Origin of the sequence: Cohnella baijiui, from assembly GCF_020731285.1 — a bacterium.
GTDB lineage: Bacteria > Bacillota > Bacilli > Paenibacillales > Paenibacillaceae > Cohnella.
The window spans coordinates 1-15,080 of sequence record NZ_JAJFOW010000069.1; the positions used below are offsets into that span (position 1 = coordinate 1).

Sequence of the window (15,080 nt, forward strand, 5' to 3'; positions counted from 1 at the left end):
TTACCAGCAGCGGGTTGCGTAAAAGTTGTGTCCACTTTCTTGACTTAGGTACAGGGCGTACCGCTGGGGCACGCTGAGCTGCTCGCGGTAGATCAATAGGGAGCCGACGACGACGACCAGACTGTTCGCGGCGAAGATCGGCGCGATCAGGTAGGACGGTCCCAGCGACAGCGCGTGGGCGTACAGCTGCAGGCCGCCGTAGGAGCACACCCCGGCGGCCAGCCCCCAGCCGAGCCCGATGACGCCGGCGGACCGGCCGGCCGTCGGCTGCCGCGGATGTACCGCCCGCGCAGCAAGCCGCACTCGATCTCCCGGCTCCCGGTGTTCCCAAGGCTGCGCAGCAAGCCGCGCCCGATCTCCCGGCTCTTGGTGCTCCCAAGGCTGTTCAGCAAGCTGAGCCCGATCTCCCGGCTCCCGATGCTCCACCGTCGGCCCGCCTGCCCCCGCTCTAGCCGACCCCCGGCGGCTGGCACGGCCCGCGGCGGCCGCGAACCAAAGCCAGGACTGCAGGTAGCCGGCCCACAGCACCGACGTATTGTCCAGGCCGAGCGAGTCCGTCACCTTCAGTCCCCCGTTGCGAAAAACGAAGAGCACCATCGCCCCGACCACCAGCGGGTACCAGCGGCGGTAGACGATCGTCTGCGGCGCCGCGCCATGGCGGGGGCGGACGGACAGCAGCACGATGCCCAGGATGAGGCAGGCCGCCCCAGCGAGGGCGGCGGAGTGGATCGGCTCTTCGAACCAGATGGCGCCCATCGCCATGACGAAGACGATGTTGCCGTTCGCAAGCGGCGAAGTGAGGCTTGCGGGACCGTAATCCAGCGCCCGCATGAACAGCAGATTGCCCCAAGCCGAGCCAAGGCCGATGATGGCGCCGGCGATCCAGACGCGACCGTCGAACGGCTGCCAGCTTTTCGCGAGCAGCGCCTGCGCCCAAAAGCCGCAAGTTCCGGCCGCGTACAAGCCCAGCATCAATGAAGAGAGCGCGCCGCCCCGCATCTGGCTGACCTTCATGAGAAGGCCGGCCAGACCGAAGACGAGCGCGCTGAGAATGGCGTATCCAAACCAAATCAAGGCGTAAGCGACTCCTTCCTCGCCCGGGCGAAGCGCGGCTTAGCGCTCCGTAACGACGGGATCCGCATGTTGCTGCTCCTCCTGATGGCGGAGGAATTCGCGGCCGTACTCCCCGTGCGGGTGAATGGACGCATGCTCCATCTGGATCGTGGAGTGGGTGATGCCGTACTTTTTCTCCAGCAATTCATTCGCCGCGAGGATAATGCAGAAAGGCTGGATGTCCGGGCTGACGAACGTATGAGCCGTGAGCGAGTAGTGGTCGGTCGAGATGGCCCACAGATGCATCTCGTGGACGTCTTCGATGCCTTCGACCGCCAGCAGGTCGGCGCGGATCTCGTCGAGGTCGAATTTGTCCGGCACCGATTCCATCAGGATGTATACCGCTTCCTTCGTGATGCGGGCGCCGCCGACGAAGATGATGCCCGCGATCACGATACTGATGAGCGGGTCGAAGAACATCAGGCCGGTGTAATAGATCAGAATGGCCGAGACGATGACGCCGGCGGAGCTGAGCAGGTCTCCGATAAAGTGCCAGAGTGCGCTCTTGACGTTCAAATTCTCTTCCTCGTGGTGACTGCGGCTCAACACGAGCGTAAGCACCAGGTTGACGACAAAGCCGATGCTCGCGATAATCAGCATCAGCTTGAAGTCCATCTCCTGGGGACGGACGAACCGTCTCACCCCTTCGATCAGAATGCCGATCGAAATGACGCACAGCGCGAGGCCGTTCAGCAGGGAGGCGATGATCTCGAACCGCAGAAAGCCGAACGTATACCGTGCGTTCGGCTGGCGGGTGGCCATGTAGATCGCCGTCATGCTGAGGCCGAGGGCGATCACGTCGGACACCATGTGCGCCGAGTCCGAGAGCAGCGCCAGCGAATTGGAGACGATGCCGCCGACGACCTCGACGATCGTAAAGAAGAGGGTCAGCCATAGGGTGATCCACAGCGTTTTCTTGGAGCGCGATTGCTCTTTGACGTGGCCGAGATGATGATAATCGTAGGGAACGTCGGGTCGATTGGCCTTGGCGGATTTAGCCCGGTTGCCCTTGGGAGGAACGGATTGTGTATGTTCCACCGGGGTCACACTCCTTCATGAAGTCGATACTTTGATCTTCCAAGCCGGGGGCGTCGGAGCCGGGCGTCAGCGATTCGCAGCGTCTTGTCACACAATTGAAATATAGCTGTTACCGTCCTGTCGCAGAGCTTGGTTAGAATGACTAGCAAGACCCCCTTTTTCATATCTTGCGGACCCTTCAGCGGTGAAGGGTCCTCTTTTTTTGATCATACAGAATGGATAAGTTTACCCCTAACCATTTCTGTATGACCTTCGATAAAAACGTGTCGCCATCTTCCTTGAAGACGGAGAATCCGTTTTTATTTGGGGGTCGGACTTTACAATGGAACGACGACTTTCTCCTTTTGCCGATAAAAGCACCAGCGGCTGAAGCCGATCTCCCGCAGCCGGGCCTGTACCTTTTCCCAGTCCTCGCCGACGCGGGCCGGGACGTGCGCGTCGGAGCCGAACGTGACGTCCACGCCGAAGTGCAGGGCGCGCTCCAGGATCGCGTCCGACGGATACCAGCCGCCGACATCCTTGGTGGAGCCGCTCGTATTGATCTCGATGGCGATGTCGTTCGCCGCGACCGCGCGGAGCGCGTCGTCGATCGCTTCCTCGGCTCCGGCGATGTCGGAGAAGGCCGGATAGTAGCCCTTCATGGCGTCGATATGCCCCAGCACCTGAAACAGCCCCGTATTCGCGGAGTCGCGGATTTGCTCATAATAATGGATTTTTTCGTCCTTGTGAAGAGACGTGTCCAACTTTTTCCACCGGTTCCGGTTAAAGATGCTGACGCCGCGGATTTGGTGCACCGATCCGATAATATAGTCAAAAGGGTACTTCGCATACACTTCTCGGTATAGCTCCAGATGTTCCGAGAAATAATCCGACTCGACGCCGAGCAGCACCTCGATGCGGTCCCGGTATTTTTCCTTCAAGGCCAGCACTTCTTCCACGTAGCCCGCGAAGGCACTTTTGGCCATAGCGATGCCGGGCTGATACTGATCCTCTTCCCGCCCGAAGTAGGGGGAATGGTCGGAAATGCCGATGGCCGTCAAATCGGCCTCGATAGCCGCCTCTATATAATGTTCAATAACGCCCGAAGCGTGACCGCAGCGATCGTGGTGCGTATGCAGATCGAATTTGACCATTTATCCTACCTCCTGCAGGTAAAGTTATTCGCTCCCGACGAACTGATCCTCGGGCATGCCCTTGAGATCGTTCAGGAACTGGCGCATCGCGCTGTTCAAATAGCGGCCCGACTTGGTGATGACGCCTACCGGGTGGCTTACCTCAAGCTCCCGCACGGGGATCATCTTCAGTGTACCTCGTTTCAGCTCGGCCGCAATGGACAATTTGGAGACGATGGCGGCCCCGAGGTTCAGCTCGGCCATCCGCTTGACCTCTTCACTGCTGCTCAGCTCCATCGCGATGTTGGGCTGGATATGGTATTCCTTGAAAATGCGATCGATGAAGCGGCGGCCCAGCGTATCGGGAGACAAGAGGATGAGGGGCATCTCTTTAAGCATGCCCACCGTGACGTGATCGAAGGAGGCGAGCGGATGGCGCGGGGCGACGACAAGCTCAAATGTATCGTAGTACAGCACGGACGTCTCGACTTGGGCGCTGCGGTCGGACAAGTAGCTGATGCCGATGTCGACCGAGCCGTTCTCGACGCTGGCGAGCACCTGGGAAGAAGGCATGGAGACGATCGTCGTCTTGATTAGGGGAAATTGGTTCTGAAAATACGACAGTACCCGGGGCAGAATTTGTATGGCGATCGAAGCTGTTGTGCCGAGCACGATATGTCCTTGGGGATTCTGGTCCAGATCGGCGAGCTTCTGCCGGAGCTCTTCGACGATGGCGAGGATGCGTTCGGCATGCTCCAGGAAAACCTGGCCCCGATCCGTGAGAGTGACGGGGTGGTTGCGATCCACCAGAATCGTCTTAAATTCGTCTTCGAGGCTTTTGATCTGTGCGGAGACGGCGGGCTGCGTCAAGTTGAGCATCTCCCCCGCCTTGCGGAAGCTGAGCGTCTTGGATATCGTAAGCAGCGTCTCCAACTGGTTCATGTTCAAGGCGGCCATCCCCCTTTATTGAATTATTTTATCATATTAATTAGTTGGTATAAAAAGCTTTTGTCGATTCCTTCATTATAGGAGATTTTGCGATTGGGAGCAAAGGCAAAGAAAGGGGATGGCAAATCACTCAAATTTGAGTATAATGACGAAGGTGGTAATCAAATTTGAGTATGTGCTGTGATTTCTTGCAGTGAAAGGATGTTGAATATGGATACTCGAAAAAGCAATACGTCGATGGTCGTCGCGGGGCTGCTTCTCGGCCTCTTCATGTCGGCGCTCGACCAGACGATCGTCTCGACTGCGATGACGACGATCATCAAGAAGCTCGGGGGGCTGGACAAATTCGTCTGGGTCTACTCGGCCTATATGATCGCGATGGTCGTGGCGACGCCGATCTTCGGCAAGCTGTCCGACATGTACGGGCGCAAGCGGTTTTTCCTTGCCGGCGTCTTTCTGTTCATCGCGGGCTCCGTCCTGTGCGGGACGGCGTTCAACATGGAGCAGCTGATCGTCTACCGCGCGATCCAGGGGATCGGCGGCGGGGCGCTCATGCCGATCGTCTTCACGATCATCTTCGATCTGTTCCCGCAGGAGAAGCGAGGCAAGATGATGGGCTTGTTCGGCGCCGTGTTCGGACTGTCGAGCGTGTTCGGTCCGATTCTGGGCGCCACGATCACGGACAACATCAGCTGGCGCTGGATTTTCTACATCAACGTGCCCATCGGGCTGCTGTCGTTCCTGTTCATCCTAAGCGCTTATCACGAGTCCAAAAACCACCGCAAGGCGAGCATCGACTGGCTCGGCGCGCTGCTGCTCGCCGGCGGGATTCTCTGCCTCATGTTCGGTTTGGAGCTCGGCGGCTCGGAAGGCTGGGCCTGGAGCGCGTGGAACACGGTCTCGCTGTTCGTCGCGGCCGGCGTCCTGCTCCTGCTGTTTCTCGTGGCCGAACGGTACGCCAAAGACCCGATCATCGCGCTGCAGCTGTTCGGCAAGCGGCTTTTCACGAGCAGCATGATGATCAGCTTCCTCTACGGCGGCGTCATGATCGCGAGCGCAACCTATATTCCGCTGTTCATTCAGGGCGTCTTCCACAAGACCGCCACCCAGACAAGTACGGTGCTCATCCCGATGATGCTCGGCGTCGTCGTCAGCAGCCAGATCGGCGGCCGCGTCGTGGGCAAGCTCCGCTTCCGGGATGTCATGGTCGTCTCGGCGCTGACGCTGATCGTCGGCAGCACGCTGCTCGGCTTCGTCATGGATCTCTCCACGAGCCGGCTCGTCATTACGCTGTTCATGATCGTCATCGGCCTTGGGATGGGCGTCTCGTTCTCGCTGCTGAACATCTCGACCCTCGGCTCGGTTCCGCCGCAGTACAAGGGCTCGGCCTCGTCGCTGATCACGTTTTTCCGGACGATCGGGTCCGCGCTCGGCGTAACGGTGTTCGGCGCGCTGCAGAAGCACGAGTTTCAGTCGGCCGTCCAGTCGATGCCCGGGGCCAGCCCGGATATGGCGGCGAAGATCAAAGGCGGGCAGGCGCTGCTCGATCCGGCCGTGCAGGCGAAGATGGGCATTCCCGCCAACGTGATGCAGCTGCTGATCGACAAGCTGGGACACTCCATTCTCTATATTTTCCAATGGTCGGTCCTTCTACCGGTCATCGCCCTCGTCTTCGCCCTGCTGATGGGCAACGCGCGGCTCGAGACGCCGCAGCGGGCACCGCAGGGCGCCGGGCACGGCGAAGCCCAGGGCGAAGGCGCGCCGGTCAGGGGCGAGCCGTCGGCCGTCCGGGAGTAATGGCCGATGTCTATGAAGCTGCTGATCCTCGGCTTGTTGTTGGAAAACGACAGACACCCTTATGATATTCGGCAAGCGATTGTCGCGCGGAATTGGAATCATGCCTTCAAAATCCGGGACGGCTCGCTTTACTACGCTGTCGATCAGCTGCGGGAGCAGGGCTTGATCGAAGCCGTCGAGGTCGTCCCCGTCCCGGGCGAGCATCGTCCGGACAAAACGATCTACCGGATCACGGAGGCGGGCAAAGAGGCGTTCGACAAGCTGTTCTACGACCAGCTCGAACAGCAGGCGTACCCGCAGCATCCGATGATGGTGGCCATGCCGTTCCTGCGCCATGGCGACCAGGAGCGAATCGGGGACATCGCCGAGCGGCAGCTGGCGGCGTGCGAAGCCCGCATCGCCAAGCTGGAAACGGTGATCGCCGTCAAGGGTCACTTGATGCCGCGCAGCTCGAAGATGATGATCGAAGGCATGCTGAAGTACGGCCGGGCCGAACGAGAGTGGCTGCAGGAGACGCTCGAGGAGACGCGTGCGGGCCGTTTCGCGGAAATCAAGGGCAAGGATGGCAAGTGGCACGTCCGGCCGGACGGCACAACCGAATAGAAGACGGCGTTCCGTACACGCACGCCGCATTTTCCGAAATCCCGACGCGACGCGCCGGGATTTTTGGGATGCGAACACATGCCCATCAAGCTAAAAACAAAATAATCCCCCAAACCGAAACAAACACGTTATTCTTTCTTTAGGGCCCAGTGACAGGGTTGCTGCTCAAGTCCGCAGGATTCATCAAGCTTTATTTGATACAGCATCACTTTTCGCCAAATCGGGGCACAATTAGCCCCTGAAAATGCTTGCAAAATAATAATTGGCTTAAAAGTGATACGATTGGACAAAAAAAGGGGCTATGATCTTCACTGATCATGGCTCCTTTACGCTTATTCCGGTTTTCTGTTCGACTGCTCCCTAAACCCCGAATACGAAGTGGAAGGGAGGAAGCGATCCAATCCCGAGTAGGAGCGTGAGGCGATCCTCAAGATGATTGCCGAGGGGCGCATCACACCATCATCTCGGTATCCCCAGAAGCATCGATTCCATGTGCTAACAGATCGAGACCAGCCGTGACCATAGCGGAGAGACCAGCATGAATCTCCTCGGAAGATTCGCCTTTTAATCGCCGCCTCGCGTATTCCGCAAAGACCCTCGCATAAAGGGTCAGGATCAGATGCGCAACGAGGCGAGGCACGATATCATCCGATTCTGTGCCCATGTCTTCGGCAAAGGCATGGGCCAGATCCTCTTCAACAGACTCAGTCATTTGCCGACCCCGAGCTTGCAGGGTAGGGCTTTCCCGAATCACCCGGAAGACCTGCTCCCGCGTAGAATCTTGCTCTGGGGACGGCATCGCTTTCATAGGTTCGAGACTGCGGAGCAGCAATTTGCGAAGAAAAGTGAGCAATGATTCGCCTTTCTCGCGCTGACGAACGATTCCGGCCAGGGAAGCCTCCATAGGTTGATTGAGTCCAAAAAAGAGGTCCTCTTTAGTTGGAAAATAATTATAAACGGTATTTACCGACACATCAGCCGCTTCAGCCACCTCGGCCACTGTCACCTGCTCAAAGCCACGCTCAATAAAGAGCTCTAAAGCCACTCTTGCGATCTTCTCCCGTGTCTGCTGCTTTTTTCGTTCACGAAGTCCTAATGTATGTGTCATAAACACATTGTAGCTCTTTTTGCAATGGACAGCAAGATTGGGGTTGACTTTATTTTTGCATCACATATATTATTGTAGTGACTTAAAAATTTAAGTTAATTCAAAAATAATGCGAAGTGCAGAAGGGAAAAACGCTAATGGAAGATGTCTCCGTTCCGGTTTTGATAGTTGGTGCCGGACCAACCGGCCTCTCGACCGCGCTCTTTCTGGCGCAGCAACAGATCCCGTATATACTCATTGAGAAACATCCAGGCACAGCGATTCATCCCCGACCGATTGGCCTGGGAGCGCGGACGATGGAGGTATTTCGGGCGCTAGGGCTGGAAGGGAGAGTCAGGAAAGCCGCCGAGCCGCTCAGCAGGAGCAGGGGTGAAATTTTTGTCGAGACCCTTGCCTCCGCCAACATGGCACAGGTCAAACGCCTGAATCTGGATGGGAAAGATCTTGAGACGTTCGATCAGATGAAAGAAGCAGAGAAGGCTATCAGTCCTGCCACAGGCTGTCTGATTAATCAAGCTGCTCTGGAGCCCGTGTTATTTGAGGCGGCGCGGGAACGAGGCGGGGATCTGCGCCTTCAGACTGAATTGGTGTCTTTTGAGCAAGATGAGACGGGTGTGACTGCTCTCGTTGCGGATCGCAAGACGGGAGTGCAGCAGCGTATCCGTGCTGGCTACCTGGTTGCCGCGGATGGGGCTAATAGCCTTGCACTGCGCACTCTTGCAATCCCGACGAATAGCTTTACGTTGTCAGAGATGCATACACTTGCAATTGACTTTCGTGCAGACCTGAGCGAGCTAGTACGAGGCCACGAGTTTATACTCTGTACGATAGAGACCCCTGAAGCTCAGGGCCTGCTCATGGCAATCAATAATAGTGATCGCTGGCTTTTTCAGATGCCCGGGAATCTCGAAAATGGAGAGTTGAAGGCCCCATCTGTCAAACGCTGCCAGGATCTGGTGCGCAAGGCTATCGGGATACCTGACCTCGCGGTAGAAATCATGGATATTCGCCACTGGAAGCCGCAGGAGAGGCTGGCTGAGCGCTACCAAGTTGGGCGAGTTTTCCTGGCTGGCGACGCGGCTCATGTCATCCTGCCCACAGGCGGCGTGGGTGCGAATCTGGGCATTCAGGATGGACAGAACCTTGCCTGGAAGCTGGGCGCCGTCCTCCAGGGTTACGCTGATTCCACCTTGCTCTCGACCTACGAGACGGAAAGGCGTCACGTGGCTGGCTTTGCTGCAGAGCAGGAAGAGGCCACCGACCGAGAAAAAACGACGGATAACGAACTACAGGCTCTCTTTGGATTCTACGCCTCGTCAGCTGTGCTCTCAAATGAAGTAGGAATCACACCAGACTATACGGAGCTGAAAGGGCAGTCCGGCTCACGTGTGCCTCACCTGTGGGTAGAGTATCAGGACCGATGCATTTCAACTCTTGATATTACCAGTCGTCATTTCGTCCTGCTGACAGGTCCAGAAGGGAGAAGCTGGCAACAGGCTGCGCGGGAATGTGCTGCTCACTTTGGCATCGAACTGCCCGTCTACAGTGTTGGTTCTGAAGGAGAGCTTTTAGCAAGCAAGGAGAGCTGGCAACGGGTTACCGGCCTGCCTGATCATGGCATGCTCCTGGTTCGGCCTGACGGCTTTGTGGCGGCTCGTGTGAGCGCCCTTGATGAGGATAGGGGTCGGCAGCTTATGGGGATACTCTCGGCGTTGCATTTGTGTCCGAGGGTGAACACTTAAAGAGGGATTGGAGAGCACAAGGGAAGAGGGGTGGAGAGGGCAAAACTGTGAAACCTAAGACCCCATTCTGTCAGAACGAGAGGTGTTACTTCTTTTTCCAAGATTTCTTTGGACTTTCCGTTGATGACGAAGTCATCACAATAGCGAACGAGATTCAATTTTGCTCCTTTTGTTAGGGGAAACGGGGAGAACTTTATCAAAATACGATCCAAACCTATTTTCCTCTGTCCCGCCAAGCCATACAACAACTTTCGCTTTTCTTAGCTTGATGGGCATGAGGTGCGAACAACGTTTGCCAAGCGGATGACGTTCCGTTGACGATTGCAATCGCTTCATTAAATTATTGTAAATCCGTCCGAAGACACAGGAGTTTCGCCCCGACCGCGTCGAAGGAGTACGCATCCGCAATATCGAAGGGAGAGGCGATCGGTGCAGGACGACAAGAAGAGCGTGCGCGCCTGGATCCTGTACGACTGGGCGAACTCCGCGTTCGCGACGACGATCATGGCGGCGGTGATGCCCATCTACTACGCGGGCGTCGCCGCGAGCGGACTGCCCGAAGGGCGGGGGACCTCCTATTGGGGATTCACGCAGACGACGGCCGCGCTGCTGATTGCCCTGATCTCTCCGCTGCTGGGCGCGATGGCCGACCATGGCGGGGACAAAAAGAAATATTTGCGCCTGTTCTCGTTACTTGGCGCAGCCGCCTGCTTCGGCATGGCCTTCATCGGGGAGGGCGACTGGCTGCTGGCTTCGGTGCTCGTCGTCGTGGGGATGATCGGGTTTGGAGCGGGCAACACCTTCTACGACGCGCTCCTGAACGACGTCGCCTCGCCCGCCATGCGGGAGCGCGTGAGCGCCCAAGGGTACGCGATGGGTTATCTGGGCGGCGGGGCGCTGCTCGCGGTAAACCTGGGCATGATCCTCGGTTATTCGTACCTCGGCTTCGCCGATTCGGCCGGCGCTTCCCAGGTCTCGTTCGCCATGGTCGGCGTCTGGTGGATCGTGTTCTCGATTCCGCTGTTCCGCCGGGTGCGGGAGCCCCGCCGGGAGAACGGCGGCAGCTACGCCGACCGTCTGCGGGCGGGCGTGCGCCGGCTGGGGGAGACGATGCGCGGCATCCGCCGTTATCCGGAACTGTACAAGTTCATGATCGCGTACTGGTTCTTTTTTGACGGGATCAATACGATCATCGTCATGGCAACGAGCTACGGCACCGATATCGGGCTCGAGCAGAACCATCTCATCGCGGCGCTGCTGCTCACGCAAATCATCGGCTTTCCGGCAGCCTGGGCGTTCGGGCGGATGGCGGACCGGTTCGGGAGCAAGCGCATGCTGTACGGCGCCCTCTGGGTCTACGTGCTGATCGTGGCGCTCGGCTATTTCATGACGAGCGCGCTCCATTTCTACGCGCTGGCCGTGCTGGTGGGGCTTGTGCAGGGCGGCGCCCAATCGACCTCGCGCGCGATCTACAGTCGGCTGATCCCGCCGGGCCGCACCGCCGAGTACAACGGCTTCCTCAGCTTCACGAGCCGGTTTTTCTCGTTCGGCGGGCCGCTCGCCTTCGGTCTGGTCGGCGTAATCACCGGATCGAGCCGGGCCGCGCTGCTCGCGATTGCCGCGTTTTTCTTCATCGGCATCGCCCTTCTCGCGCTGGTCAATCTGGAGAAAGGCTGGCGCGAAGCCGAGACGGGCTACTAAGGGTATGCGGCAGGCGACGCCGGTTCAGATGACGGGCCTGGCATACGTGATCCAAGCGCTGCCGCAGGGAAGGCCCGTCTCGTACGAAATGTTTCCAAGCAGCGACTCGAACCGCTCCCGAAGCGTCTCCGACGTTTCGCCCTCTTCGGACGCCCGCAGCCAGGCGTAGCCTGCCGCGGTCGTCCTTTTTCCGTCTTCAAGCGCCCGGTCCCACAGTTCCATCGCGCTGTCCCGGCGAACGACCGTCCGATCCGTCGGATCGATCCATTCGTCCCGGCGCTCGTTCAGCACGTCCCAACTCGGCGGACGCCGCGGTGGGGAGAACGGAGCGATCTGGCCGAGCAGCAGCCGGCCCTTCCAGCCGGTCGGATCGTAAAAGAGCCGCTGCGCCCGCACGAATTGGACGATAGAGCCGTCGAGCGCTGCCGGCGTAATCGCGTCCGCGAGCCCCGGGTAATGCCGGGCGGCGAGCCGGCAGAATGTCTCGGCGAAGTCGCCAGGCAGCTTGCCGTCCGTGTCGACCTCGGGCGCGACCGGCGTCGTCCCCGTAGCGATGCCGGCGCGGAGCGATAGGATCGCCGCATCCATCGCCGTCTCGAAGCGCTGGTGATGCCAGCGCTTGAAGCCGGAGCGGCTGAATACGTAAGGGTGCAGATGGCGGTCGAGGATGTGATGCTGCAAAAACCCCAGCACAAACGCCGTGGCGGGATCTTCGAGCGGGCGCTGGCGGGCTTCGGCGAACAGGTCCAAGAGGAACGGCCCGCAACGGACGTTGTGCAGCAGCGTGCCGAGCCGGTTCGCGGCCGTGGAGGGCTGCCAAGGCAAAAAATGGTCGTAGAAAAGAAAGTCCGGTCCCTGGCAGCCGAGCTGAAAGGCGACCCGCCAGGCAGGGTCGTTCATGCGGGAAGACCATGGGGCGCCGGAAGCGATTTCCCGGCCGAATTGAATATGCGCCCATATATTAGGCAAGCGGTATCCCTCCGTCTTCGTTTTTCAAATTTTGACAACATTCGGTCGGAAAGACTTGCGACTAAAGGGCTATTATCGTCCGGAAGTACCTCTTTTTTCCGAAAAGGGAGTATACTTGTCCCATTTGTTTCAGTATAATGAGGGCAATAGTGGATGGCTAGCGGTTGACAAGGATTCGGTTCCAAGGGGGCGGCTTTCGGTCATGAAGGCAGAATACATCAATCCGTTTTTGGAGTCCGCGCGCATGGTAATCGAGCAGATGGTGCAGATTCGTCCGAGCACCGGCCAGCTTACGGTCAAAGACATTCAGTTCGTCGACCGCCATGTGTGGATCCAGATCGGATTGACGGGACAGATGACGGGAGACATCGTCTTCGGCTTGAGCGAATCGGTCGCGCTGAAGATCATCTCCGCGATGATGGGCGGCTTCGCCATTACGGAGATCGACGAGTTGGGCAAGAGCGCCATCTCGGAACTCGGCAATATGATCAGCGGCAACGCTTCGACCATCCTTTTCAATCAAGGCGTCCGGGTCGACATTACGCCGCCGCGCGTCGTTCATGCGGTGGAGGGAGAGGACGTCGGCACGCGCAAGGTGCTGGCCGTGCCGCTCATCATGGACGGAATCGGAGAGATGGAGATCCAGGTGCTGATCGCCTGAGCGAAGTGTCCCCGAGCTTATGAATATGGTACAATGAGGAAAGCCCCTAGCGGGGCTTTTTGTTGGTCATAGGACCTTTTAGGTCTTTGGAAACGGCGGACCGGACGGCAGGCCGGCGCGGTTCGCCGACGTCTTTTGGAGGAAGGATGATCGTATGGGCACATCGTCCCTGCAAGGGCGCATCGTATGGATTACCGGGGCGTCCAGCGGGATCGGCGCCATCGCCGCGCGGATGCTCGCCGAGCAAGGGGCGGTGCCCGTGCTGACCGCGCGATCGGAGAGCAAGCTGCGCGAAGCGGCGGGCGCCATCCGCGGCGAGCACGCGATCTACCCGCTTGACGTGCGGGACGCGACCGCGGCCTGCGACGTTGCGGCCCGCATCGTACAACGGTTCGGACGGATCGACGCGCTCGTCAACAATGCGGGGTACGGCGAGTTCGTCCCGTTCGACGAAGCGCCGCTCTCGCATTTCGAAGAAATGATGGATGTGAATTACATGGGCATCGTCCGCTGCTGCAAGGCCGTGCTGCCGCTGATGCGGCAAGCGGGCCAAGGACACATCGTCAATGTGGCCTCGCTCGCGGGCAAGATCGGCACCGCCAAGGCGACCGGCTATGCGGCGTCCAAGCACGCGGTGCTCGGCTTCACGAATTCCCTGAGACAGGAGCTGCGAGGCACCGGCATCCGCATCTCCGCCGTCAATCCGGGTCCGATCGATACGCCGTTCTTCGATCGCGCGGATCCGGGCGGCACGTACAAGCGCAACATTCGACACTTTCTGATGAAGCCGGACAAGCCCGCCCGCGCGATCGTTTCGGTCATTGCGTCGGGACGGGCGGAGATCGACCTGCCTTGGGCGTCCGCGGTCGGGACGAAGCTGGTGCAGCTGTTCCCCCGGCTGACGGACGGGATCGCGGCCCGGCTGCTGAACAAGAAATAACGTCCCGCCGCGCCGAGCGGGCGACAGACAAAGGAGCAAATACAGATGACGGAACAAAATCAAACGCATCGGGAGGCCGGAGGCGAGGAGCGCAAAGCCGCGTCGTTCGCTGCGCTCGGACTTCGAGCCGAGATCGCGGACAAGCTGGCGGAAGCGGAGATCGTGTCGCCGACGCCGGTGCAGGCCGGCGTCATCCCGCCGCTGCTGGCCGGGCGGGACGGCATCCTGCGTTCGCCGACCGGTTCGGGCAAGACGCTCGCTTATCTGCTGCCCGTGCTGCAGCTGATCGATCCGCAGCGGCGCGAAACCCAAGCAATCGTCATTGCGCCGACGCAGGAGCTGGCGATGCAGATCGTCCGCGTCGCCGAGACGTACGGAGGACCGCTCGGGATCAAGACGGTCGCGCTCATCGGGGGAGCGGCGCTGTCACGGCAGCTCGACCGGATGAAGCAAAAGCCGGCGCTCGTCGTCGGCACGCCGGGGCGCATCCGCGAGGTCGTGTCGCTGCGCAAGCTGCCGCTGCATACCGTGACGCGTGTCGTCGTCGACGAGACGGACCGCGTCTTTGCGCTCGGCGGCCGGAGCGACGTCGAAGCCGTGCTGAAGGGCGCGGCCCGCGACCGGCAGACGGTGTTCGTCTCCGCGACGCGCACCGACGCGATGCGGGAAGCCGAGGCGCGCTGGCTGCGCGACCCGTGGGAGACGACGGTCGAAGAGGAAGCCGGAAGCGGGCTGCCGGCCACGATCGAGCACGCCTACTTCGTCAGCGACGCGCGCGACAAGATCGATCTGGTCCGCCGCCTCGTTCGCACGCTGAAGCCGAAGTCCGCGCTCGTCTTCGTGAACGATATCGAACGCATCGGCGAGCTGGTCGCGAAGCTGCGCTACGAGGGCTTCGCCGTCGACGCGCTTTATGCCGACACCCCCGGTCGGGAGCGGGGCGAAGTGCTGCGCAAATTCCGCGAAGGCAGGACCAAGCTGCTCATCGCTACGGACGTGGCCGCCCGGGGGCTGGACGTGCCCGGGCTCGCGCTCGTCGTCCAATTCGAGCCTGCGCTCGACGCGGACCATTACGTCCATCGCGCCGGCCGGACGGGGCGGATGGGGCGCAGCGGACAGGCGATCACGATCGTCACGCCGCAGGAGAGATTCATCATGAGCAAGCTGGCCAAGCAGCTTGGCATCGAACTGGCGGAGCGGCGGCTGCAGCACGGCCGCATGGTCGCGCCGGACGCGGCGTCGGGCCGCGAGCGCACGACATCGCCCGAAGGGCGCGGCGCGAAGGCCGACCGGCCGGCACGGGCGAGCGGCCCTGCCGGCGATTCGGCTGCAGCCGGCAAGCGCGCCG

General features: G+C 59.9%; 13 protein-coding genes. 7 read left to right on the plus strand and 6 right to left on the minus strand.

Going from position 1 to position 15,080, the window contains the following annotated elements:
• The 4 genes from LKX83_RS30945 to LKX83_RS30960 form a co-directional block, all read right to left on the minus strand.
• Positions 1 to 1,074, minus strand: coding sequence for a DMT family transporter (locus tag LKX83_RS30945; protein WP_227886984.1), 1,074 nt, complete (start codon positions 1,072 to 1,074; stop codon positions 1 to 3).
• Positions 1,075 to 1,113: 39 nt separating this feature from the next.
• Positions 1,114 to 2,022, minus strand: coding sequence for a cation diffusion facilitator family transporter (locus LKX83_RS30950; protein ID WP_227887007.1), 909 nt, complete (start codon positions 2,020 to 2,022; stop codon positions 1,114 to 1,116).
• 446 nt (positions 2,023 to 2,468) lie between these two features.
• Complete coding sequence (locus LKX83_RS30955) at positions 2,469 to 3,284, minus strand: histidinol-phosphatase (RefSeq protein ID WP_227886985.1); 816 nt, start codon at positions 3,282 to 3,284, stop codon at positions 2,469 to 2,471.
• A gap of 24 nt (positions 3,285 to 3,308) precedes the next feature.
• Complete coding sequence (locus LKX83_RS30960) at positions 3,309 to 4,211, minus strand: LysR family transcriptional regulator (protein WP_227886987.1); 903 nt, start codon at positions 4,209 to 4,211, stop codon at positions 3,309 to 3,311.
• 210 nt (positions 4,212 to 4,421) lie between these two features.
• Here LKX83_RS30960 and LKX83_RS30965 point away from each other — a divergent pair, with 210 nt between their 5' ends.
• Positions 4,422 to 6,008 carry an MDR family MFS transporter gene (locus tag LKX83_RS30965; protein WP_227886988.1) on the plus strand — a complete coding sequence of 529 codons (1,587 nt, stop codon included), beginning with the start codon at positions 4,422 to 4,424 and terminating at the stop codon, positions 6,006 to 6,008.
• A 6-nt stretch (positions 6,009 to 6,014) separates the two neighbouring features.
• The gene (locus tag LKX83_RS30970; protein WP_227886991.1) at positions 6,015 to 6,611 is read left to right on the plus strand and encodes a PadR family transcriptional regulator; all 597 of its coding nucleotides are present in this window, start codon (positions 6,015 to 6,017) and stop codon (positions 6,609 to 6,611) included.
• Between the two features lie 451 nt (positions 6,612 to 7,062).
• On the opposite strand, the gene LKX83_RS30975 is transcribed toward LKX83_RS30970, so the two are convergent.
• Positions 7,063 to 7,719, minus strand: a complete 657-nt coding sequence (locus LKX83_RS30975; protein WP_227886994.1) for a TetR family transcriptional regulator — start codon at positions 7,717 to 7,719, stop codon at positions 7,063 to 7,065.
• A 137-nt stretch (positions 7,720 to 7,856) separates the two neighbouring features.
• Between LKX83_RS30975 and LKX83_RS30980 the strand changes: the two genes are divergently transcribed.
• Together LKX83_RS30980 and LKX83_RS30985 are read left to right on the plus strand one after the other, a co-directional pair.
• On the plus strand, positions 7,857 to 9,461 hold the full coding sequence (locus LKX83_RS30980) for an FAD-dependent oxidoreductase (RefSeq protein ID WP_227886996.1): 1,605 nt from the start codon (positions 7,857 to 7,859) through the stop codon (positions 9,459 to 9,461).
• Between the two features lie 429 nt (positions 9,462 to 9,890).
• Positions 9,891 to 11,162, plus strand: coding sequence for an MFS transporter (locus LKX83_RS30985; protein WP_227886998.1), 1,272 nt, complete (start codon positions 9,891 to 9,893; stop codon positions 11,160 to 11,162).
• A gap of 24 nt (positions 11,163 to 11,186) precedes the next feature.
• Here the strand turns inward: LKX83_RS30985 and LKX83_RS30990 are convergent, their stop codons facing one another.
• A complete protein-coding gene (locus tag LKX83_RS30990) occupies positions 11,187 to 12,131 on the minus strand; it encodes a zinc dependent phospholipase C family protein (RefSeq protein WP_227887000.1) in 945 nt (314 codons plus the stop codon).
• A 202-nt stretch (positions 12,132 to 12,333) separates the two neighbouring features.
• On the opposite strand from LKX83_RS30990, the gene LKX83_RS30995 reads away from it, so the two are divergent.
• From LKX83_RS30995 to LKX83_RS31005, 3 genes are all read left to right on the plus strand, one after another.
• Positions 12,334 to 12,792, plus strand: a complete 459-nt coding sequence (locus LKX83_RS30995; RefSeq protein ID WP_227887002.1) for a chemotaxis protein CheX — start codon at positions 12,334 to 12,336, stop codon at positions 12,790 to 12,792.
• Positions 12,793 to 12,946: 154 nt separating this feature from the next.
• Positions 12,947 to 13,732, plus strand: coding sequence for an SDR family NAD(P)-dependent oxidoreductase (locus LKX83_RS31000; protein ID WP_227887004.1), 786 nt, complete (start codon positions 12,947 to 12,949; stop codon positions 13,730 to 13,732).
• 45 nt (positions 13,733 to 13,777) lie between these two features.
• Positions 13,778 to 15,080, plus strand: a 1,303-nt coding sequence (locus LKX83_RS31005; RefSeq protein WP_227887006.1) for a DEAD/DEAH box helicase, incomplete at its 3' end; no start/stop codon positions are given.

Excerpts from the sequence above, each read along its gene's own strand:
- LKX83_RS30970 (WP_227886991.1), top strand. The coding sequence starts at position 6,015 with ATGTCTATGAAGCTGCTGATCCTCGGCTTGTTGTTGGAAAACGACAGA.
- LKX83_RS30975 (WP_227886994.1), bottom strand. The coding sequence starts at position 7,719 with ATGACACATACATTAGGACTTCGTGAACGAAAAAAGCAGCAGACACGG.
- LKX83_RS30965 (WP_227886988.1), top strand. The coding sequence starts at position 4,422 with ATGGATACTCGAAAAAGCAATACGTCGATGGTCGTCGCGGGGCTGCTT.
- LKX83_RS30980 (WP_227886996.1), top strand. The coding sequence starts at position 7,857 with ATGGAAGATGTCTCCGTTCCGGTTTTGATAGTTGGTGCCGGACCAACC.
- LKX83_RS30955 (WP_227886985.1), bottom strand. The coding sequence starts at position 3,284 with ATGGTCAAATTCGATCTGCATACGCACCACGATCGCTGCGGTCACGCT.
- LKX83_RS31000 (WP_227887004.1), top strand. The coding sequence starts at position 12,947 with ATGGGCACATCGTCCCTGCAAGGGCGCATCGTATGGATTACCGGGGCG.
- LKX83_RS30995 (WP_227887002.1), top strand. The coding sequence starts at position 12,334 with ATGAAGGCAGAATACATCAATCCGTTTTTGGAGTCCGCGCGCATGGTA.